This is a genomic window from Methylomonas subterranea, from assembly GCF_024505185.1.
Classification (GTDB): Bacteria; Pseudomonadota; Gammaproteobacteria; order Methylococcales; family Methylomonadaceae; genus Methylomonas; species Methylomonas subterranea.
In genome coordinates this window covers 61,393-83,162 of the sequence record NZ_JANIBJ010000019.1, presented here as the reverse complement: position 1 = coordinate 83,162, position 21,770 = coordinate 61,393, and the positions used below count along the sequence as shown (strand labels likewise).

General features: G+C 57.3%; 19 protein-coding genes. 11 read left to right on the top strand and 8 right to left on the bottom strand.

Annotated elements, in window-relative coordinates; all coding sequences use genetic code 11:
* The first annotated feature begins 113 nt into the window (after positions 1-113).
* The 5 genes from NP590_RS11630 (at position 114) to NP590_RS11610 (ending at position 5,391) form a co-directional block, all read left to right on the top strand.
* A complete protein-coding gene (locus tag NP590_RS11630) occupies positions 114-1,781 on the top strand; it encodes a putative transporter (protein WP_256602559.1) in 1,668 nt (555 codons plus the stop codon).
* Positions 1,782-1,791: 10 nt separating this feature from the next.
* Positions 1,792-2,403, top strand: coding sequence for an alpha-ketoglutarate-dependent dioxygenase AlkB family protein (locus tag NP590_RS11625; protein ID WP_371927297.1), 612 nt, complete (start codon positions 1,792-1,794; stop codon positions 2,401-2,403).
* 123 nt (positions 2,404-2,526) lie between these two features.
* Positions 2,527-3,624 carry a sensor histidine kinase gene (locus NP590_RS11620; protein ID WP_256602558.1) on the top strand — a complete coding sequence of 366 codons (1,098 nt, stop codon included), beginning with the start codon at positions 2,527-2,529 and terminating at the stop codon, positions 3,622-3,624.
* A gap of 13 nt (positions 3,625-3,637) precedes the next feature.
* Complete coding sequence (locus tag NP590_RS11615) at positions 3,638-4,054, top strand: response regulator (RefSeq protein ID WP_256602557.1); 417 nt, start codon at positions 3,638-3,640, stop codon at positions 4,052-4,054.
* Complete coding sequence (locus NP590_RS11610) at positions 4,051-5,391, top strand: PAS domain S-box protein (RefSeq protein WP_256602556.1); 1,341 nt, start codon at positions 4,051-4,053, stop codon at positions 5,389-5,391. The genes NP590_RS11615 and NP590_RS11610 overlap by 4 nt, the downstream gene beginning before the upstream one ends.
* A 225-nt stretch (positions 5,392-5,616) precedes the next feature.
* Here the strand turns inward: NP590_RS11610 and NP590_RS11605 are convergent, their stop codons facing one another.
* The 5 genes from NP590_RS11605 to NP590_RS11585 all read right to left on the bottom strand — a co-directional run bounded on the left by NP590_RS11605 (position 5,617) and on the right by NP590_RS11585 (position 11,720).
* Entirely contained in the window at positions 5,617-7,221 is a 1,605-nt protein-coding gene (locus NP590_RS11605; protein ID WP_256602555.1) for an HD domain-containing phosphohydrolase, read from the bottom strand.
* The gene (locus NP590_RS11600; RefSeq protein ID WP_256602554.1) at positions 7,221-8,444 is read right to left on the bottom strand and encodes a SpoIIE family protein phosphatase; all 1,224 of its coding nucleotides are present in this window, start codon (positions 8,442-8,444) and stop codon (positions 7,221-7,223) included. The genes NP590_RS11605 and NP590_RS11600 overlap by 1 nt, the downstream gene beginning before the upstream one ends.
* Positions 8,445-8,446: 2 nt before the next feature.
* Positions 8,447-9,682: a response regulator gene (locus tag NP590_RS11595; RefSeq protein WP_256602553.1), complete on the bottom strand. Its 1,236-nt coding sequence runs from the start codon at positions 9,680-9,682 to the stop codon at positions 8,447-8,449.
* A complete protein-coding gene (locus tag NP590_RS11590) occupies positions 9,679-11,118 on the bottom strand; it encodes a two-component system sensor histidine kinase NtrB (RefSeq protein WP_256602552.1) in 1,440 nt (479 codons plus the stop codon). The genes NP590_RS11595 and NP590_RS11590 overlap by 4 nt, the downstream gene beginning before the upstream one ends.
* Positions 11,119-11,219: 101 nt before the next feature.
* The gene (locus tag NP590_RS11585; RefSeq protein WP_256602549.1) at positions 11,220-11,720 is read right to left on the bottom strand and encodes an outer membrane protein assembly factor BamE; all 501 of its coding nucleotides are present in this window, start codon (positions 11,718-11,720) and stop codon (positions 11,220-11,222) included.
* 113 nt (positions 11,721-11,833) lie between these two features.
* On the opposite strand from NP590_RS11585, the gene fur reads away from it, so the two are divergent.
* The 6 genes from fur to NP590_RS11555 all read left to right on the top strand — a co-directional run bounded on the left by fur (position 11,834) and on the right by NP590_RS11555 (position 15,994).
* Positions 11,834-12,250 carry a ferric iron uptake transcriptional regulator gene (gene fur / locus NP590_RS11580; RefSeq protein WP_256602548.1) on the top strand — a complete coding sequence of 139 codons (417 nt, stop codon included), beginning with the start codon at positions 11,834-11,836 and terminating at the stop codon, positions 12,248-12,250.
* Between the two features lie 11 nt (positions 12,251-12,261).
* Entirely contained in the window at positions 12,262-13,509 is a 1,248-nt protein-coding gene (locus tag NP590_RS11575) for a lipoprotein-releasing ABC transporter permease subunit (RefSeq protein ID WP_256602547.1), read from the top strand.
* Positions 13,502-14,179: a lipoprotein-releasing ABC transporter ATP-binding protein LolD gene (lolD, locus tag NP590_RS11570; RefSeq protein ID WP_256602546.1), complete on the top strand. Its 678-nt coding sequence runs from the start codon at positions 13,502-13,504 to the stop codon at positions 14,177-14,179. The genes NP590_RS11575 and lolD overlap by 8 nt, the downstream gene beginning before the upstream one ends.
* A gap of 284 nt (positions 14,180-14,463) precedes the next feature.
* Positions 14,464-14,826 (top strand): NifB/NifX family molybdenum-iron cluster-binding protein, encoded by a 363-nt coding sequence (locus tag NP590_RS11565; protein ID WP_256602544.1) that lies wholly within the window; start codon positions 14,464-14,466, stop codon positions 14,824-14,826.
* Positions 14,823-15,188, top strand: coding sequence for a hypothetical protein (locus NP590_RS11560; protein ID WP_256602543.1), 366 nt, complete (start codon positions 14,823-14,825; stop codon positions 15,186-15,188). The genes NP590_RS11565 and NP590_RS11560 overlap by 4 nt, the downstream gene beginning before the upstream one ends.
* A gap of 38 nt (positions 15,189-15,226) precedes the next feature.
* Positions 15,227-15,994, top strand: a complete 768-nt coding sequence (locus tag NP590_RS11555; RefSeq protein WP_256602542.1) for a symmetrical bis(5'-nucleosyl)-tetraphosphatase — start codon at positions 15,227-15,229, stop codon at positions 15,992-15,994.
* Between the two features lie 53 nt (positions 15,995-16,047).
* Here the strand turns inward: NP590_RS11555 and NP590_RS11550 are convergent, their stop codons facing one another.
* The 3 genes from NP590_RS11550 to NP590_RS11540 are packed head-to-tail and all read right to left on the bottom strand — an operon-like array spanning position 16,048 to position 21,729.
* Positions 16,048-19,143 carry an efflux RND transporter permease subunit gene (locus NP590_RS11550; RefSeq protein WP_256602541.1) on the bottom strand — a complete coding sequence of 1,032 codons (3,096 nt, stop codon included), beginning with the start codon at positions 19,141-19,143 and terminating at the stop codon, positions 16,048-16,050.
* Complete coding sequence (locus tag NP590_RS11545) at positions 19,136-20,326, bottom strand: efflux RND transporter periplasmic adaptor subunit (RefSeq protein WP_256602540.1); 1,191 nt, start codon at positions 20,324-20,326, stop codon at positions 19,136-19,138. The genes NP590_RS11550 and NP590_RS11545 overlap by 8 nt, the downstream gene beginning before the upstream one ends.
* The gene (locus NP590_RS11540) at positions 20,323-21,729 is read right to left on the bottom strand and encodes an efflux transporter outer membrane subunit (RefSeq protein ID WP_256602539.1); all 1,407 of its coding nucleotides are present in this window, start codon (positions 21,727-21,729) and stop codon (positions 20,323-20,325) included. Before NP590_RS11540 ends, NP590_RS11545 begins: the two co-directional genes overlap by 4 nt.
* Positions 21,730-21,770: the final 41 nt, after the last annotated feature.

Here is a 21,770-nt window from a genome sequence, read left to right as displayed (position 1 = left end):
TGTTGTACAATTCAAGGCTGTTAATGCCTTGGCCGGGCCTCATGATAAGCAGGCGGCCGCCAATATGGCAAACAGTAATTCCAATTCTCCCATAACTTGCCAAAAGGTTTCCGATGCCCTGGATTGCCGATTTGTTTCAGCATGATTCCGTGCCCCATGCCATGTTGGTAATTAGTCTGGTCGTGGCAAGCGGCTTGGTATTGGGTGGACTGAAAGTGGCGGGAGTTCGCTTGGGGATAGCCGGCGTGCTGTTTTCCGGCTTGATATTCGGGCATTACGATTTGACGATCAACGCCGAGGTGATGCATTTTTTGCGCGAATTCGGTTTGGTGTTGTTCGTCTATGCCATCGGTTTACAGGTGGGGCCCGGTTTCGTCAGCTCGTTTTTCAAATACGGCCTGAGACTCAACGGCATGGCGGCCGCCATCGTGGTGTTGGGTGCCTTGATCGCGGTGGCGATCAGCGTGGTCGGCGAGATTCCGATGCCGGTGGCGGTCGGTTTGTTTTCCGGAGCCACCACCAACACACCTTCATTGGCTGCCGCGCAACAGGTGTTGAGCAGTCTGCCCGATGTGGACGGCGGAACCCTGAAAATGCCCGGTCTGGCCTATGCCGTGGCCTATCCGTTCGGCATCGTCGGCATTATTTTGTCCATGCTGCTGGTCAAGCGCCTGTTTAACGTTCAGGTAGACAAGGAGGCCGAAGATTTTGCCCGCCATCAACGGCAACAGGCGCAAATACCGGTCTGGGAGGATCTGGTGGTGGACAACCCCAATCTGAACGGCTTGACCATAGCGCAAATTCCCTTCTTCGAAGGCATGGGAGTGGTGATAACCCGCATTCTGCGCAAGGGTGCCAGCGAAGTGGAAATCGCCGGCCGGGATACGCCTTTGATGTCGGGCGATACCATTCGGCTGGTGGGCGAAGCGGAACCGCTTCGGCGCTTGAAAATCCTCATCGGCCCTGATGCCGATATCAATCTGCAGGAAGTTCCCGGAAATTTGCTCGGCAAGCGCTTATTGGTCACCAATAAGGCGGCCATCAACCAGACCATAGGCAAATTGTGTCTGCGTTATGGAGTGACTATTTCGCGCGTGCATAGGCCTGATGTCGAATTTACCCCGACCAGCGCCATGCACGTGCATTTCGGCGACGAATTGAATGTGGTGGGGAGTCAGGAGGCGTTGGACAACATCGAAAAAGCCTTGGGCAATTCGCTGGAAGCGCTTGACCATCCTCAAGTCATGCCGATTTTTATCGGCATCAGCCTGGGGGTCTTGCTGGGTAGTTGGCCGTTTTATCTGCCCGGCGTGCCTACCGAATTAAGACTCGGCATGGCCGGCGGCCCCTTGCTGGTCGCCATCATGCTGAGCCGGATCGGCAATTGGGGCACCATGACCTGGCACTTACCCAAAAGCTCCAACATCATCCTGAAGGACATCGGTATCGTATTGTTTCTGGCTTGCGTGGGATTGCATTCCGGCGACGAGTTTTTGGAGACCCTATTCAACGGCAGCGGCTTTTACTGGATGGCCTGCGCCAGTCTGATCACCTTGCTGCCTTTGTTGATCGTGGCCTTGTTCGGCCGCATCGTCTTCAAGTTGAATTACCTGTCATTGTGCGGCTTGCTGGCCGGCAGCATGACCGACCCGCCGGCGCTGGCGTTTGCCAACAATCTGCACGGCTCGGCGGCGGTTTCGCTGGCCTATGCCAGCGTATATCCGCTGGTCATGCTTCTGCGGATAGTGGCGGCGCAGTTGATTATCGTGCTGGTCAATTGAAAGGCTAAGTTTGCAATTGCTCGAATTGCCGAATTTGGCGCCGTTTGACGGCGAGTTGTATCACCTGCCCGGGTTTTACAGCGCCGGGCAAGCCGATGCGGCTTATCAAACCCTGTATCGCGAGTTGGCTTGGCGGCGGGAGCAGGTCTTCATCCACGGCCGATGGGTAAACGTACCGCGCTTGACGGCTTGGTACGGCGACCCTTGCGCGCACTATAAATATTCCGGCGTCGACCACCTGCCCTTGCCCTGGACGGCGGCGTTACAATGCCTGCGCCGTGAAGTCGAAGCGGCTTGCAAGGCGGGTTTCAACAGTGTGTTGGCCAATCTTTACCGGGATGGCGGCGACTCCATGGGCAGCCACGCCGACGATGAAAAGGAATTGGGTCTGAATCCGCTGATTGCCTCGCTCAGCTTCGGCGATAGCCGCTTGCTGCGTTTTAAACATCTAAAAACCGGGCAAAAACTGGACTTGGAATTGCGAAACGGCGATTTGTTGATCATGGCCGGCGAGCTGCAACACCGCTGGCGGCATGAATTGCCCAAAACCCGCAAAGCCAAACAGCCGCGTATCAATCTGACGTTTAGGAGGATTATCGCGCTCGGCGACGCGACAAGCTGAGCTCAGATTTGCCGTGATTGTGGCCGGCCGTGCGCTTATCCCATTTTTCGACGGAAAAATCATTTATCGGTGCTTTTATTGTATGATCCCCGGCGATATTGTTGGTAAGTCAAGGATTCCCGCATGATTCCCGCTAAAGACATTTTGCATGGACACGATGCCCGTTGGCTGATGAACTGCGCCGGCGACGCGATGCTGGTGGTTGGCGCGGACGGCGGCATTCTGTTGGCCAACCCGGCGGCGGTGCGCCTGTTCGGCTATTCTTTGGCCGAATTCAGCGGCTTGCTTGTCGAAGATCTGATTCCGCCGCGTTTTCGGGACTCGCATGGCGAAAAGCGCGCCGACTTTGCCCACCATCCGGAGTTTCGCCGCATGGGCAGCGGTCTGGAACTGTACTGCTTACGCAAGGACGGCGGCGAATTTGCCACGGACGTCAGTATCAGCCCGTTCGAAGACGGTCACGTACTGGTTACCGTGTACGACATTTCCGACCGCAAGCAGTTGGAAGAGGAACAAAAGCGCATGATTCATGAGTTAGAGGCCGTTAACGAGGAATTGAGAAACTTCGCTTACGTGGTATCCCACGACCTGAAAGCGCCGCTACGCGCCATCGGCTCGCTGGCCGACTGGATAGCCGCCGATCAGCAAGAGCGTCTGGATGCGGACGGCCAGGAACATCTGCGGCTGTTGATCCAGCGCGTGCGGCGCATGGACGCCCTGATAGACGGCGTGTTGCGCTATTCGCGCATCGGCCGCGTGCACGAGGCCGTCAGTGCAATCGACCTGAACGAGCTGGCGCGGGATGTCATCGATTCGCTGGCGCCGCCGCCGGATATAGTGGTTTCGGTGGCGCCGGATCTGCCGACCGTTCGCGCCGAAAAAACCTGCATTTATCAGGTATTGCAGAATCTGTTGTCCAACGCCATCCGCTATCTTGACAAACCGGCCGGCCGCATCGACATAGCCTGCGTCGAACTGGCGGATTGTTGGCAACTCAGTGTCGCCGATAACGGGCCCGGCATAGCACCGCGCCATTTCGAGCGTATTTTTCAATTGTTTCAAACCCTGCATCCGCGCGACCGGGTGGAAAGCACCGGCGTGGGCTTGTCCATCGTCAAGAAAATCGTCGAACAGAGCGGCGGCCGCGTGTGGCTGGAATCCGAACTCGGTCAAGGCAGCACGTTTTATTTCAGCGTTCCGAAAATATCCCTAAACCTGTAACCTAATTCGCGGCATGAGAATAAACAGCAACCCCATACTTTTGATTGAAGACGACAGCGTGGACGCCATGACGGTCAGGCGAGCCCTGAAGGAATTGCGGGTGGCCAATCCGCTGGTGCACGTCGAAAACGGCGAGGAAGGACTGGCCTACCTGCGGAACAGCCCAGCCGCGCAACCTTGTTTGATACTGCTGGATATTAATATGCCGGTTATGAACGGCATCGAATTTCTGCACGCCATCAAGGTCTTGCCCGATTTGAAGCGTATTCCGGTCATTGCCTTAACCACCTCCGACGAACAGGAAGACAAGGTGGAAAGTTTCGAGTTGGGCGTGGCGGGATACATGCGCAAACCGGTGGAATACCAGCAATTTGTCGAAATCATTCGCACCATCGACGCCTATTGGACCATCAGCGAGTCGCCGCTATGACCGAGTCAAGCGCCAAGCCGGTGATACGCCTGTTGCTGGTGGAAGACGATCAGATAGACCGCATGGCCTGCAAGCGGGCGCTGGCCCAGCATGGCGAGTACGAGTTTATCCTGTTTGAGGCGGAAACCGGCAACCAGGGCCTGAAAGTGGCCCGGGATGAAAAAATAGATTGCATTTTGCTGGACTATCATCTGCCCGATCTGTCCGGAGTGGAATTTCTCTCCGAACTGGCCGAGGATTCCGGCGATCTGCCTATGCCGGTGGTGATGCTGACCGGCTCCGATAACGCCATGGTGGCGGTGGATGCCATGAAACTGGGCGCGCGCGATTATGTGGTGAAGGGCGCCGATTCCGGCGGCGATGCCATGCAATGGCTGCCGGCCGTGGTGATGCGGGCGCTACGCGAACAACAGGCCCTGCTGGACAAGGCGGAGGCCCTGGCGCAACTGCGCGAGGCCGAAGCCAAATACCGCTGTCTGGTGGAACAAATGCCGGCGATTACCTACATCGCCTCGCTGGATACGCCCGGAAAACTGCTATACGTGAGTCCGCAAATCCAGCAACTGGGGTTTGCGGCGGAAAGCTGGCTGGACGGATGCGAGGGCTTTTTGCGGCGGGTGCACGAGGAGGACAGGGGCGCCGCCATCGAAGCCTATGCCGCCACCTATGATAACCATGCGCCCTTGCGTTGCGAATACCGTTTGATTACGCACAGCGGACAGGCGCGCTGGTTTTTGGACGAGGCCAACGTGGTGCAGGACGAAAATCGCGGCGCCCTGTGCCTGCAGGGGATTTTGGTCGATATCACGCTGGACAAGGAGAACGCCCAGGAACTGTATTATTACCGCCGCCGCCTGGAAGAACTGGTTGCCCAACGCACAGAGCAATTGGAGAAGCAGAGCGGAATACTGGAATCCGCCAACGCCCGCATGGACCACGAACTCTGCGAACGCAAGCGGGCGGAAGCGGCCCTGCGCGCCAGCGAGGCCCGCTTTAGGCTGCTGCTGGAATCGGCCGGCGAGGGCATTATCGGCGTGGACGGCGAAGGCCTGTGCACCTTCGTCAATCCGACGGCCCTGAACATGCTGGGCTACGATCAGGAGGAACTGCTGGGCCGGGACGTCTGCGCCACCCTGCATCCCGGTACGACCGGTGCCGATGAAACATGTTGTACTTATCATGCATTTCGCCACGGCAATGCCCGCCGCGGTTCCGATACCTTCCGCCGCAAGGATGGCAGCGCCCTGGCGGCGGACTGTTCGGCCCAGCCGATGTGCGTCGACGGTAAGGTAGTCGGGGCGGTGCTGATATTTAGAGCGGTCGGCACGGTTTATTGATCGATAGGCCGTCACATCTCTACTCCGCATGCTGTACCATCTCCCTCCGCAGGCTGTCGTAAAAATCGAAACAGTCCCTTCTCCCACGGGGAGAAGGTTAGGATGAGGGTATATAAAACAATAGTTTATTAGTTTTCATCCCCCTCACCCCAACCCGCGAGGAGAGAGGGCTTTTACGACAGCTTCCGGGGGATATTAATAGCGAAATTATCAGTGGCGGAATCCTTAGACGATATCCGCATATTGCTTGGCGATTTGATTAAAGGCGTCTTCGGCGGCCAAAAAAGCCGCGACGATATCGGGGTCGAAATGCGTTCCGCAACCTTCCTGAATGATGATTTTTACCTGTTCGCGCGGAAACGGCAGCTTATACACCCGCCGACTGCTCAGGGCGTCGTACACGTCCACCAGCGCCAAAATCCTGGCCGCCAGCGGAATGGACTCGCCTTTCAGACCCATCGGATAGCCGCTGCCGTTCCATTTCTCATGGTGGCAGTAGGCCACTTCCATCCCGCGCTTGATAAAGCTTTGCGATGGATAGCGTTCGTAGACCGCCCGCAGGGTATCGCCGCCGATGGCGGCATGGTTTTTCATGATTTCGAATTCTTCCGCCGTCAAGCGACCGGGTTTTTTCAGGATGGCATCGGGTATACCCACCTTGCCTATGTCGTGCAAGGGAGAGGAACGGATCAAATCTTCGGTGAATTCCTGGGTGACGCTTTCCCTGTGGGCTGGGTTATTGGCCAATTCCCGGCAAATCAGTCCGCAGTATTTTTTTAGCCTCAGTAAATGCGCGCCGGTTTCCGGGTCGCGATATTCGGATAATTTGGCCAATGCCGTGATGATGGCATCCTGCGCTTCTTCAAAAGCCTCTCGGTTCCAGTGACTTTGTATCGCCGTGCTAGTGACGTCGACTATGCCGGACAAGGCTTCCAATATATCGGTCGAAAAGGTTCTTGGCGCGCCGGCCAGATTCAATATGCCCAATAAACCCTTCTTGCCGTGCAAGGGGATCGACATCAGGGGGTGGCCGGGAAACAGCGTTTTGTCGAAGTCGTTGAGTCGCGCGCCGGACACGGCGTTGTGCAACCAGATTTTCCGGTTGTGCAACATGTCGCTCATCACGCCGGCCGGGCAGGCGGAAATATCGAATTCGTCCGCTGCCGAGGTCAAGGGGTGGTGGCGGCTGAAACGTTGATCGATTTGCGGACTCAGCCACAAGCTCATGCTGTCAAGCCGGGTCAGTTCGGTCACCGCGCTGATCAAGGCGCTTATGACCGCCTGGGAATGCGTCATGCGGGCTAGATTGGCGACATGCCGGTATTGCAATTGCAGCGCGCGGGTCTTTTCCGCCACCAATTGCTCCAACTCGCCGTTCAACAGCTTGAGTTCCTGGTTGGCTTGGCGTAATTGCGCCTGCAGCAACTGTTCCGAGATGCGCAAACGGTATTGTTCCAGACCGTCGGTCAGGGTATCGTGCAATAGTTGTTGCGGGCAGGGTTTGTTCAGAAAGCGGGAGATATGGGTATTGTTCAGCGCTTCAACGGCCAGATCGAAGTCCGCCAAGCCGGTTAACATGACTAGGACCGTTTCGGGCTGGCATTGATGGACGGCGTTTAAAAAATGCACGCCGTCCATGTTGGGCATATTGTAATCGGACACCACCACCGCAAACGGGCCTTGCTCGGCGATCAACGCCAGCCCCTCGGCGCCGCTTTCCGCCACGCTGACGTCGAATTTGCGCCTGAGCTGGCGCTTCATGCTGTTCAGCGCCAGGACTTCGTCGTCGACAAACAGGATTTTCCGGCTAATATCGCTTGAAGAGGTCATCACTGCTCCAATGCCTTGCAAATTCGCGGCAGGTTTAATTCGAGCAGCGAAATATCGTCCGATTGCTCTTGCTGTTGCCGATGTTGTTTCAATCGTGTCATCACAAAATCCACCCTGCGTAATTCGGCTGGGGTATCTTTGATGGCATTTTGCAAGCCCGGTTCAGCAAATTGGCGCCCGACAAGGTTTATTTGTTCGCTGACGCCATCGGTGTACAGGAAAAGGCCGTGCACGTCGGCTATCGGATAACTGAACGAGGTGCCGGCAAAATTTTGTTCGCCGCATACGCCCAGCGGCAGATTGGCCGACGCCATGCGGTCGGCTATGCGGCCGCCGGCATCCAGAAAATAGCCCTCGGGCATGCCGCCCGTCCACAGCATCAGGCGTTGTTCGATCAAGTCCAGTTTGATCAGGGTCGCCGCGCAAAATAAACCGATGGGTAGTTTGGCGCGCATTTTGGCATTGATGTTCATGGCCAATGATTCGAGGTCGGGCTGAGATTGGCAGTTGAGTTCAAAACATTCGGCCACCAATAAAACGGCTAATGCCGATTGCAAACCGTGTCCGGTCAAATCCCCCAGCATTAGGTAAAACGATTTTCTGTGCTTGCCTGTATAAGTCAGCAGGAAATCGCCGCCGACTTCCTGCTTGGGGACGCTAATATAATCCAGGCCGTCGAGTTGCTCGTGCTGATGCGATACCACATTGCCGTAAACGGTTTTGGCCATGTCCAGTTCGAGTTCCAGCAGATATTTTTGTTTTTCCAGAGTGGCGTTACTGGTCGCCAATTCCCGGTTTTTTTGTTTCAACTCCAGCTCGACACGGCGTTTATCCCTGAGCAGCTGATATTGTTTCAGCGCGTCTTCCGCGACTTTTTGCAGCACGGCGGTCGGGCAGGGCTTGGGCAGATAGCGAAAAATGGCGGTTTCGTTGATGGCCTTGATGGAAACTTCCAGGTCGAGATTGCCGGTCAACATGATCTGCACGCTATCGGGCGATATATCCAGTGCTCGTTTAAACAGCTCTACGCCGTCCATGCCCGGCATGTTGTAATCGGACACGATGGCGGCGATATCGGAGCTTTCAGCCAGCACGGCCAGGGCCTGTTCGCCGGACGAGGCAGTCAGCACCTTGTGTTTGCGCCCCAGGATGCGTTCGAACATGCGCAGCATGTTGGTATCGTCGTCCACGCAAAGCAGGGTATCGCTACGTAGCTTAGTCATGCTCAGGTTTCCGCGGCGTCGAACTGGGCAATGACCCGCTCCGCCAGCGTTCGCCATTCCGTCAAACGCTGAAGTTTGTTGATGCGCAGCAGGTATGCGCTGTCCAGGGCGATGTCAAACAGACGGTCGCAATCGGCCATGACGGCCGGCTTTAACAGACAGGCGGCCACGTGAACCGCCGTCAGCGCGCTGACGCCGTCGTAGGCGGCTTCGTTGGGGGTGTTTTGCAGCAGTATGGCTTCGATGATGCGGGGCGGAATTTTCCATAAACTCAGCACATAGGCCGAAGCCTCGGAGCGGGTAAAGCCGAAAATTTGCGTCTCCAGCTCGCTGACGGGCGTGTCGGTATTGACCACTTGCTCCATCAGGGTTTTGAGTTGATTGCCGCCACGGGACAGAAATATCAATAAACCCATGTTGTGCAGCAGGCCGCCCAGATAGGCTTGGTCGGGTCTGTCCTGTTGTTGCCGCTCCGACAGCGAAATCAACCTTGCCAATTCGGCCACTCTGGCGGCGTCTTTCCAGAGATATTGCATGTGGCGTTCCGTCGCGGGATCCAGGACCGGAAAGGCCGTTTTCAGATGCACGGACAACACCAGGTTATTCAACTTTTTGATTCCTATCATGTTGATAGCCTCGCTGAGATTCGAGACTATCCGGCGCAAGCCGAAATACGGCGAATTGACCAGCTGCAACAATTTGGCGGACAGCACCATGTCGCGGGCGAATATCTCGGCCAAGTCGTTGACCGTGGTGTTTTCGTTGGCAATGGCGGCATTGATGTCATGATAAATTTTCGGCAGGCTGGGTAATTGGCCGGGGTCGCCGATGCCGGCGATGATGCGGGGATTTTTCACGCAGGCTTGAATTTTAAAGATCTGCGTGATGGTTTCGCGCAAGGTTTCGACGCCACAGGGTTTGACCAGATGTTGATGCGCCACTTCCAGCGCGCGCTGTATGGCCGATTCGTCGGCGTAGCCGCTCAAAATCACTCTTATGGTGGCCGGGTAAAGCTGGCTGACCCGCTTTAATAATTCGTCGCCGCGCATTTCCGGCATCAGCATGTCGCTGATGATTAAATCGACCGGATTTTGCGCCATCAATTGCAAGGCCTGCTGGCCGCCGAGAGCGAAACTCAGCCGCCATTGATCGCGATAGGGGCGCAATTGGCGCCGCAGGCCGTTGATGATGTTTTCCTCGTCGTCGACAATCAGGATGTGTTTTTTCAACTCCATCATTGGCCTTGGGCCGGATTTACCGGTAATTGAATATGAAACGTGGTGCCTTGTCCCACTTCGGATTCGAAAAATAATTTCCCCCGATGTTTATCGACTACGATGCTGTGGGCCAGGCTGAGTCCCTGGCCGGTACCCTTGCCCACCGGTTTGGTGGTGAAAAACAGGTTGAACACTTTATCCTGAATCGATTTGGGTATGCCGGCGCCGTTGTCCTGGATCAGGATTTCAACATATCCCGCCAGCTTGCGAGTGACTATGCGTATCAATCCCGCGTCACCATGGCTTTCTTCTATGGCGTGCGCGGCATTGATGATCAGATTGAGAAACACCTGATTGAGTTGGTTGGCATGGCATTCGATGTCGCCGATCTCGTTGGAGAAATCGGTTTCCACCTTGGCGAAATATTTGTAACTGTTGCGACTGATGGTGAGCGCGCTGTTGAGTGCATCGTGCAAATTGATGCGCTGTTTGCCCTGGGTCGACTCAATGTGCGAAAAGGTTTTCATGGCCCGGACGATCTCCGCGACCCGCTCCACCCCTTCCAGCGATTGTTGTATCGCCTTCGGGCTGTCTTCCAGCATGAATTCGATATCGTAGTCTTCCGCAAGCTGATCGGCCCGAGCTCTCGATTCGGCGGGTATCAGTTCGGCGAGCGCTTGGAGGTAGGCCAGTATGTCGATAAAGTTCTGATTCAACGCAAATAAATTGTCGCCTATATACTGAATCGGCGTGTTGATTTCATGCGCCACGCCCGACGCCAATTGGCCGATGGCTTCCAGTTTTTGCGCCTGTATCAATTGGGTCTGCAAGGCTTTGGTATCGCTGATGTCGTCTATGACGCCCGAGAAAAAAATCCTGCCGTCCATGCGCATGGGATTTACCCGCAACAAGGCGGGGAATGTGGTGCCGTCCTTGCGGCGCGCTTCCACTTCGCGGCGCTTGCCCATGATCACGGCTTGTCCGGTTTGCAAATAACGTTGCAGATAATGGTCGTGTTCCGCCGCCATTGCGGCGGGCATCAGGACATTGACATTCTTGCCGAGCAACTCCGCGGGCTTGTAACCGAAAATGAGTTCGGTGGCTTTATTGACGTTGGTGATGCCGCCGGTGGTGTCTATGGTGATGATGGCGCTGGCGGCGGTGTCCAATATGGTATTCAGCTCGGTGGTTCGGTGCTTTAGCGTATCCATTTGCAGTTTTAACAACTGGCTGGTTTTGCCGAGCACAAAGCCGAAAATACCCAGTACCACGGGTGCGCTCCAAATGATGTACAACAAGAAGTTCCGGTTGTGCAGGGCCACCAGATTTTGCCAGTTGGGGCTCAGGTTTTCGTGCCAGAACATCAGGGCGACGGCCAGCAGCGGGAAAAGCAGGCCCAGCGATGCGGCGATTAGGGATGGGAGGCCCAGGGGGTGGCGCTGCAACAAATTGATCATGGGCTTTGTGGATGGGATTCAAGCCCGATTTTACTCAGGTATTGGCACCAGTGTGCGATTTCGAGTCGAATTTGCAAGGGCGGACGCAATGATAAGCGCGCTTATTCCGCTGCCGCTTCCACCGGCTTGTTTTCGGTTTTGACCGGCGCGGCGGGGGTATCGTCGCCGCCGAATAGACCGGTGATTTTTTCCCACATGGTTCGGTCCAAATTGCGCTTGGGAACGTCGACGGTGGTTTCGGTGGACTCTTTGACTACCGGTAACTGGCTGGGCCGAAAATCGCCCTGTACCCCGATCAGATGGTCGCCGTCGAAATAGAGCGACAGGCGTTTTTGCAGCCGGGCCCCACCGCCGGGTTGGTCGGAGTACAGATAATCCCAGCGCCGGTCGTGGAAAGCGTCGGTCAACATCGGCGATCCCATGATGTAGAGTACCTGGCGCTTGCTCATGTTTGGGCGCAACTGATCCACCATGGATTGATCTATCATATTGCCCTGTTCGATATCAATGGTATAGACGCCGGGCAGATTGTTGAGAATGGTTTCGCAGGCTGTCAGCGCCAGGGGGGCGGCAACGGCCAGCAGGAAAACGGTTCTTTTCATGAGATGGGATAGCTTTCGGCCGAAAATGGAAGGCCATTATCCCATAATTCTCGCAGCGGCTCGGGGCAAAAAACGCTACAATGGCCTGCTACTATGAACGATGAGTAAAGACTATGGAAACACAGGAATTACGCAACGCCGGCTTGAAAGTCACCTTGCCCAGAGTCAAGATTCTGGAAATTCTTGAGAAACAGGAAGACGACCGGCATTTATCGGCGGAAAAGGTCTACAAGATATTGCTGGCGGAAGGCGAGGAAATCGGTTTGGCCACGGTTTACCGGGTTTTGACCCAGTTTGAGGCCGCCGGGTTAGTGAACCGGCATCATTTCGAGGGCGGCAACTCCATTTTCGAACTCAATAAAGGCAGCCACCACGATCATGTCGTCTGCATGAAATGCGGCAAGGTCGATGAATTTTCCGACGAATTCATCGAAAAACGCCAGGTGGAAATCGCTCAGCGGCTGGGATACACCTTGGTGGAACACAGCCTGTATCTCTACGGTTATTGCGCCGACTGCCGGAACCCCTGATCATTTATTGCATGTTTAAACCTCTGATTCTTTATATCGGGCTGCGCTATACGCGCGCCAAGCGCCGCACTCAGTTTATTTCCTTCATCACGCTGACTTCCGTCCTGGGCATTGCCTTGGGCGTTACCGCCTTGATTACCGTGTTGTCGGTGATGAACGGTTTCGAGGCCGAATTGCGCGAACGTATTCTGGGCATGACCTCGCACACCACCATTACTGGCCGTTTCGGACAGTTGGACGACTGGCGGGAACTGGCCGAACGCACTCACGGACTTTCGCATGTGGAGGGTGCGGCGCCGTTTATCCAAGGCCAAGTGATGGTGAATGCCGACCGCCAGGTCAGCGGCACCCTGGTGCAAGGTATTTTGCCGGACTATGAGCCCAAGGTATCCGAGGTGGGTGACAAAATGAAATACGGCACGCTTGGCGACCTTAAGCCCGGCGAATTCGGCATTATTTTGGGAGCGGAACTGGCCAGCCATCTGGGCGTATTCATGGGCGACAAGGTCACCATCATCACGCCGCAGGTCAACTCGACCCCGGCCGGCATATTGCCGCGCCTGAAGCGTTTTACCGTGGTCGGCGTGTTTCAGGTCGGCATGTACGAATACGACCGCAACATGGCCATGATTCATCTGGATGACGCCGGCAAGTTGTTCCGTATCGAGCCGGCCGTGTCGGGCCTGCGCCTGAAGCTGGATGATTTATTCAACGCACCCCTTATCACCCAGGATATCGCCGATGCGTTGGGCAACGACTACCGGGTCAGCGACTGGACCAAGGCCCACAGCAACTTTTTCCGCGCCGTGCAGACCGAAAAGCGCGCCATGTTCATCATCCTGTTGCTGATCGTGGCCGTGGCCGCCTTCAATATCGTCTCCACGCTGGTAATGGTAGTGACCGACAAGCGCGGCGATATCGCCATTTTGAAAACCCAGGGACTGACCAATCTTTCGGTGATGGGTATTTTTATCGTGCTGGGCTGCGTGATCGGCAGCGTCGGTACATTGATCGGAACCGCGGGCGGCGTGGCTTTGGCGCTGAATGTGGAAACCATCGTGCCGGCCATCGAAAAAGCCTTCGGCGTGCAATTCATGGCGGCCGACGTCTATTACATCAGCGAAGTGCCTTCCAAGCTGATCTGGGGCGATGTGTACTGGATTGCCGCCACCGCGTTTTTCCTGTCGCTGTTGGCTACGCTGTATCCGGCTTGGCAGGCCTCGCGTATCAATCCGGCCGAGGTGCTGCGTTATGAGTAATTCCGTGATTTTGGAATGCCGTCAGCTCACCAAGCGCTTCGTGCAAGGCGATTTGAACGTCGAGGTATTGAAGGGCGTGGACGTATCCATACAAGCCGGCCAGCGGGTGGCCATCATGGGCGCCTCCGGTTCCGGCAAAAGTACCTTGCTGCATTTGTTGGGCGGTTTGGAAAAACCCAGTTCGGGCAGCGTGATTCTGGACGGTTCGGATTTGAATAAGGTCGGCTCGGCCAAATTGAGCCAATTGCGCAATCGCTCTCTGGGGTTTATCTATCAGTTTCATCACCTGTTGGGCGAATTCAGTATTCTGGAAAACGTGGCCATGCCCTTGCTGATCGGCAAATGTCCGATCAAACAGGCCCAGGAGCAGGCGGCGGAGTTGTTGAAACGGGTCGGCTTGGGGCACAGGATTCTGCATAAACCCGGCGAACTGTCCGGCGGCGAACGCCAGCGCGCGGCAGTGGCCAGAGCACTGATCAATAAACCCAAATGCGTGCTGGCCGACGAACCGACCGGCAACCTGGACAGTAAAACCGCCGATCAGATTTATCAACTGATGCTGGAATTGAACCAGGAGTTGCAAGTCAGCTTTCTGGTAGTCACCCACGACCCGGAACTGGCCGGCCGCATGGACCATGTATTGCATATGGAAGATGGGTTGATTGTGTAGCATTCGCTTGCCGGCCTTGCTGCCGACCCGACAAGGCGGGGACGAAATGACTTTCCATGCACTTGGTCAAACACTCCGTTTGTCGTCAATCCTACAATTTTTTAATTCCCTTCGGCGGCCCGTGCCTTGCAAGTCAGGCGCGGCGCTACATCCATAAATTGGTATTTGTTTTGCTTGCTGTTAGTAATTCCTAAGCAGTCAGGCTCCATGATGCACCGATTATTTCTAAACACGTTCGATCCGCTTGCGGACCGGTTTCGTCAACGCCGGCCGGAGTGCCGCCGATGAGCGGGTTTCCGCTCTTGGTGGCTGTCGCCAGCAAGGAAGGTATGGCCATCAGCGAACATTTCGGTCATGCCAAGCAATTTCGCATTTATCAGGCCGATCCCGAGCAGTGCCGATATATCGAAACCCGCGAAGTGGCGCATTACTGCCTGGGGCAGCAGGGCGATCAAGCGGCCATGGCCGGTATTTTGGAGGCGATCAAGGATTGCCACGCCGTGTTTGTGGCCAAAATAGGCGACGGCCCCACCGAAAGACTCAACAACATCGGCGTGCGGGCGGTTGCCGAATACGCCTACGAAGCCATCGAAGCCTCGCTGTTGGCGTATGCCGGAAAGCTTGCCGAACAGCTGGCGGCGACATGAATGCTGCCCAGGTGCAACAATGGTTGCTGCTGCATCCCCTGTCGCCTATCCATGTCGATTGCGCCACCGCCGTGATGCTGAAGATTCTGGACGGCAAATGCAAAATGCCGACGGCTGAAAAGCAGGTGATGGCGTTGTTGTACGATGCCGTCAAAACCCAAGCCGGTGAAGTGTTGGCCGCCGAACTGCACGGTTTGATCGCCGAGGCGCTTATAAACCCTGACGATGGTCTGAAAAACCGCATTTACGAACAACGCCTGCTGGCGGAAACCACGCTTTCCCGGCCGGTAATGAAAGGCTTTAAAGCCATGATACGCCGGGAAGGCTTGCTGGACGGCGTTAACGAAACCGAAGAAACCTAGATCGGTTTGGCCGTAAACTTCCACAACGCGAGCTTTTAATGACCACTTACGCCATAGGCAGTGTCAACGGCGATCATCAAGCGCTGAAATCGCTGCTGGAAACAATAGCTTTCAATCCCGACAAAGACAGCCTGTGGTTTAGCGGCAATCTGGTTGGCGGCGGGCCGGACTCCCTGGCGGTGCTGCGGCTGGTGAAAGCTCTGGGCAAAAAAGCCGTCACCGTACTGGGTAACGCGGAACTGCATTTGCTGCAGCGCGCCGCGGGTGTCGCCGAAACTAAGCCAAACGATAGTTTGGACGACATACTCAACGCGCCTGACCGGGAAGAACTGTTGAAATGGCTACGCCAACGCGGCCTGATACACCATGACGGCAAGCGCAACGCCGCGCTGGTACACGCCGGCATCCCCGGCGCCTGGAGTTTCAGCCAGGCCCTGACCTTTGCCTACGAAGTCGAATCGGCCTTGTCCAGCAATAAATACCCGACCTTCATGGAAAACCGCCGCCAGGACCAAACCCGCTGGCATGCCAAACTGACCGGCTGGAAACGGCTGAACTTCATCGCCAATGCCTACACGCTGATGAAATATTGCAACGAACAAGGCAAGCTGGATTTTGGCGCCAGCGGGGCCATGCGGCATCAGGCCGAAGGTCTGATGCCCTGGTATCGGCAAGCGGAGCGCGGAACGGCCCATATACATATATTATTTGCCGACGATGCCGGTTTCGAGGATCAGGAGGCCTTTCCGGGTATTCATCCCTTGCCGGCTGTTGACCGGCTTACCGCGATGGTTTTGGACGACTGATCTACTCGCCACAAGCGATGCCGCGAATAAGCCCGCGGTCCGACGGCAAATGTTTATAGGGCCATCGATTTTTGCCCGAGCGGCGCGGATTTGCTCAATATGGCGTAGCAGACCGGCGTCAAGATCAGACTGGCGCTCATGCCCATCAACAGACCGGCCGACAGCGATAAGGTCATGGGAATCAAAAACTGCGCTTGCGGACTGGTTTCCAACAGGGTCGGCAGGAAACCGGCAAAGTTGGTCAAAAAGGCCAGCAAAATGGCGCGAAAGCGCGAACCGCAGGCATCGGCGATCAGGCGCTCCATCGGTTGCCCGTCATCGCCGTGTTGACGCAGGTAATCCAGCAGCACCAAACTGTCGTTGACCACCACGCCGCTGGCGGCGATCATACCAACCAGGGACTCCAACGACAAAGGCAAGCCGCAACCCCAGTGAGCCAGCACCGCGCCGCACCAGGCTACCGGCGCCGCCAGCAGGAAGATCAGGGGTTTGGAATAGGATTTAAACGGCACCGCGATCAGCGCGTAAATCACCAGCAATGCCAGCAGGGTGTTTTGGGCGAATGCCGTCAGCATGGCTTCCTGCTCCTGGCGTTGCTGTCCGATTTTGACGTCCAAACCGGGAAAAGTCCCTTGCAACCGGGGTATGCGGTTGTTTTCCAACTCGGTATATAAAGCATTGACGTCCGCCAACGTCGGATTGACGCGGGCCTGAACTTTCAATACCCGTTGCCGGTCTTCGCGCACCAGGCGCGAAAATCCGGGGACCGATTGCAGATCGGCCAATTCCTCCAACGGTGCCGTCGCGCCATTCGGCAGGCGGATCGGCTGTTGTTTCAGGTGGTCCAAGGATTGCCGCTGTTGCAGCGGATAACGCACCATCACCTTGACTTCGCTGCGTCCGCGCGCAAAGCGATGCACTTCAGCGCCGTAGTGGCCGTGATGCACTTGTTCGGCCAGCTGTTCCAAACGCAAGCCCAGGCGTTCGGCATTGGGCTTCAGACTGAGTTTGATTTCGGGTTTGCCGGGTTCGCTGGAATCGACCACGTCATAGACGCCGGGCAGCGCGCGTAATTGCTGTTTGAGCTGTTCGCCCGCTTCCGGCAACAGTCCGGCGTCGCCGGCTCCCAGCAGCAACTCGATATCGTAGGGCACGTCGCCTTCCTTGTAGATGAAATCCACCTTGCCGCGACCGATATCGCCCATGCGCTGGCGCCAGGCGCGGATGAAATCCTCCACTTTCAAGCGTTGCCGGCCGGCGGGCGAAAACTCCAGCCAGATACCGGCCCCATGTTCCCAAATCATGGTTTCCACGCCGACGATTACGCTGTCGGCATGACCGTGGTCCAGCTCGTCGCGTAATTCGAACAAGGCCTGCTCAACCTTGCCGGCCAGGGCCTTGGCTTCCGCATACGGCGCGCTCTGCGGCAATTGCATGGACACCCAGAAGCTGTCCTTGCTGACGTCGGGACTGAACGATTGCCGGACGGTGTCGCTGGCGACCAAGGCAAGGCAAAATACGATAAGGCCCAGAAACAGCGAGACAGTCAAATAGCGCCAGGCGATGGCGGTTTCCAGGAATGGCCTATAGCGATACAGGACGAAGCGGTCCAGTCCGTCGTTCAGGGCCGCGCGGATGCGTTGCAAGCGATTGGGCCGAAGCACGGATGCCGATTCGCCGACCAGATGCGACGGTAAAATCAGCAAGGCCTCGACCAGGGAAAACACCAAGGTCAAAATCATCACCAGACAAATCGGTTTCATCATTTGGCCACCCCAGCCCGGCAGGAACAGGCCGGGTAGAAACGCCACCAACACAACCGACACCGATAAAATCACCGGCAGCGCCAGGTCTTGCACCCCTTGAATGGTGGCTTGCAACGGCGGCAGTCTGTTTTCCATTTGGCGACTGTGCACGCTGTCGCCGATGATGATGGCGTCGTCGACCAGTATGCCCATCGCCAATAAAAAGCCGAACAACGACAGCATGTTCAGGGATAAATCCAGGGCCGGCATCAGCCAGAACGCTCCCAGCACGGAGGTAAAGATGCCGACGCCGGCCCATAGCGCCACCCTGATCCGCAAAAAAAGCGACAAAACCAGACAGACCAGCAAAAAGCCGCTCAAACCGTCCTCGAGCAAGGTGTCGATGCGCTCGTCGTAAGCCTGCGAATCGTCCCACCAGGTAATCAGCCGCAGCCCGGCCGGCAATTGCCGGCGCAAGCGTTCGACCTCGGCCTTGACCTGACGGGCGACCGCCACGCTGTCCCGCGCGCTGTGAACTTCCCAACCTTGGGCAATCTCGCCGTTGTGATGCCATTCCGACAGACGCTCCTCCAGACCGTCCTTGATGTTGGCGATTTGGTCCAGGCGCAGCCTGTGCCCGTCAGGCAGGGTTTTTATGATCAAGGCGCCGACAGCGTCGGCATCCTTGGCGCGCCGGTTGACCCGCAACAACAATTCGCCATCCGGGTTTTTGATCAGCCCGCCAGGCGCATCGATCGAAGCCTTGCGCACCGCTTGCGCCACTTCGTCCAGCGTCAACCGGTATTGGCGCAGTTTTTCCGGCGCCACTTCAATCGCCAGTTCGTAGGCCATTTCGCCGTAATTGCGGGCCTTGCGGACACCGGGAATCGCGGCCAGCCGCTGTTGTATCCGCTCGCCGAAACGTTGCAGCGTGAAAGCATCGGTGTTGCCGTGCAGCGCCACCCAGATCACGCCGTCGTCGTCCTCGCGCTCGGCCGGCGACACGCGAATTTTTTCCAGCTGCCGGGGTAAACCGACAATGCCTTGCAGCTTGCCTTGCACGCTGGCCACCAGCTGTTCGCGGCTGACCTCGGGCATCATTTCCAGTTCGATTTTGCAATCGTCGCCGCGAATGTCGGCGTGCAAATGCTTGACGCCGGGAATGTCGTAAATGGCATTTTCAATCGGCACGCACACCGACTCTTCGACTTCCGCCGTGCCGGCTCCCGGATATTGGGTTTCAACCACGATCCGATGCGGACTGAAACGCGGAAACACTTCCTTGTCGACCTGGGCGAAGCCCAGCAGGCCGCCGCAAACGATCAGCAACATCAACAGATTGGCGGCAACCGGGTTGGCGGCAAACCAGGCTACCGGGTTGCGGGTGGGCGGGCGCTCAGTCATTGCGCAGCTTGACCGGAGTACCGGCCACGGCGACCGGCAGTTCTGACACAATCACGCGATCGCCCGGATTGAGACCGGACTGGATCACCACCGAATCGCTATCGCCGCGCAATACCTCCACGGGCTTGATTTGCAGGGTTTGTCGGCTGTCTACCGTTTTAACGGTTTGCGCGGGGCTGACGGCGGCGCGCGGCAGACGATAAAGACCGTCTTGCCGAATGCCTTCGATTTCGGCTTCGACGAACAACCCTTTCAACAGCGGCGGACCATCGGCGCCGGGGCGAAAAGGATCGGCTATTTGAGCCACCAGATACCACTGGCCGCTATCCTCCGAGACCGCCGCTTCGACGCGGACGATCCGGCCTTGCCAAAAACGCCGACGGCCGCCGAGATCGGCGCTCAGCGTCACCTTGGGCCACTGCGTTGAATCGGCGGGCGGCACGGTCAAGGGTAGTCGCAAAAAAGCCAGTTGTTCGGCGCCTATCGGCAGGCGTACCTCGGCTAGATCGCTGGCGTAAATGCGCGCCACCGGCGCGCCGGCCGGTAAAAACTGACCGACACCGGCCTGTTTGCTCAACACCCGGCCGGCAAACGGCGCCTTAAGTTCGCAGCGCTCCCGGTTGAGCTTGGCCTTGGCCAGATCGGCCCGGGCGGCTTGCAGTTTGGCTTGGGCCTCCGCTAGTTGCGGCTTGCGCAAGGTCAGCTCGCTGGCTTCGCCTTCTCCCAATGCTCGCCATTCGCTGTGAGCCTGTTCGACCTGGGCCTGTTCGGAAATCAACGCCCGCCTGGCTTCGGCCACCCCGGCCTGGGCCACGGTAATGGCGTAATCGTAATCGCGGGGATCGATGGTCAACAGCCGCTCGCCGGCCTTGAAAAAACCGCCGGCCACCAGCGAGGGATGCATGCTTGCCACTTTACCGCTGACCTCGCTGACCAGATCGATTTCCTCGCGCGGCGTCACCACGCCTTGGGACAGCACGTTCAGGCGCAGGCTTTCCGGTTCGACTCGCGTCACGCTGACTTCGGTCGCGGCTTCCGGCTCGGCTTGCGGCCCGCTTTGCGCTTTCAAGACAAACAAGGCCCAACTGGCCGCTCCGGCAATCAGCATGACGGCCACCGGCAGCAGTATTTTCAAGAAACTATGCCCGGCGGCCGCGAGGCGGCGGCCGTGATTTTCGCTCATGCGCCGCCGCCCAGGGCCAGATACAGGCCGATCCGGTTGTTCAGCAATTGCCGCCGCACCGCCAAATGGGCGCTTTGCGCATTCAAGGTGCTGCGATAGCTGTCTAGCAAGGTCAAAATTTCGATCAAACCCTGCCGGTAGGAATACACCGCCAGTTTGCGGCTGGCTTCCGTTTGCGCCACGGCTTCGCGCAAGGCCAGTTCCTGAGCGCGCAAGCGGCTTTCCGCCGCCAAGGCCTGTTCGACTTCGCGGAAGGCATTCAAGGCCACGCTTTGGTACTGCCGATAGGCCTGCTCGATGTTGGCTTGTTGCAAGCGGATGTCGGCTTGCAGGCGATCGCCGGTGAACAAGGGTTGCAACAAGCCGGCGGCCAGATGCCAGGCGGCGGCGCGGGGATCGACGATGTCGGCCAAGGCAGTGCCCACGCTACCGCCGGCTGCGGTTAGCGTCACTCGCGGCAACAAGGCCTTTTCGCTGCTGGACAGGCGTTGGTCGGCCGCCAGCAGACGCTTGAAGGCGGCTATCACATCCGGACGCCGCGTCAGCAACTCGGACGGCAAACCGGCGGCCAGGGCAGGGGGCGGCTGGGGCAGGGCCGATGTTGCGAATGCCGTTTCGTTTACCTTCGCATGTAATGCCGCCGAATCGGTGGGGTAGCGGCCCAACAGGGTCGTCAGCAGTTTTTGCAAGGCTTGCTCGGCATTTTGCGTCTCCGCCGCTTGTGCCTCGGCGTTGGCCAGATCGGTCAGGGCCAGCCGTAAATCCAGACCTCGGGTCAAACCCTTGTTGAAGCGGCCGCGCACCAGTTCGACGATGACGCCCCTATCCTTGACCGATTCCGCCGCAACCCGTGCCTGCAAAATAGCCTCTCGCCACGCCAGATAGACCTGGGCAATGCGGGCGGCGAGCGATAAGCGGGCGGCTTGATAATCTTCGCCGACCGCAACCGCGTCTTCCATCGCGGCTTGACGGGCGTCCCGGATGCGGCCCCAGACATCCAGCTCCCATTGCAGTTCGAACAGAGCCGAAAAACCGCCGCTTTCATCGTTGGCCCCATCGCGGCCACCTCGATAGCCTGGGCTGAAATACAGTTGCGGCGCGCGCGCGGAACCGGCGATGGCCGCCTGTTCGCGAGCCGCCGACACGCGGGCGGCCGCGCTTTTGAGATCGAAGTTGTCCCTTAAGCCGCGTTGGACCAGTAGCGTCAGGTCCGGATCGGCAAAGCTATCCAGCCAATGCGCCGACACCCGAGACTGAAGGGCCGAAGCGGATTGCCATTGACCGGGTAGGGGCAGGTTCAATTGTTGCGGGTCCCTGGATGCGGGGGAGCCGCAGCCGACGGTTAAGAAGGCCGACAATCCCATTGACAGCCAAGTCTTGGAGTTGCGCAGTTGTAATGCCATTAAAGATGCCGGGTGTGCGTTCGCTGTCGGGTGTGGAGCGG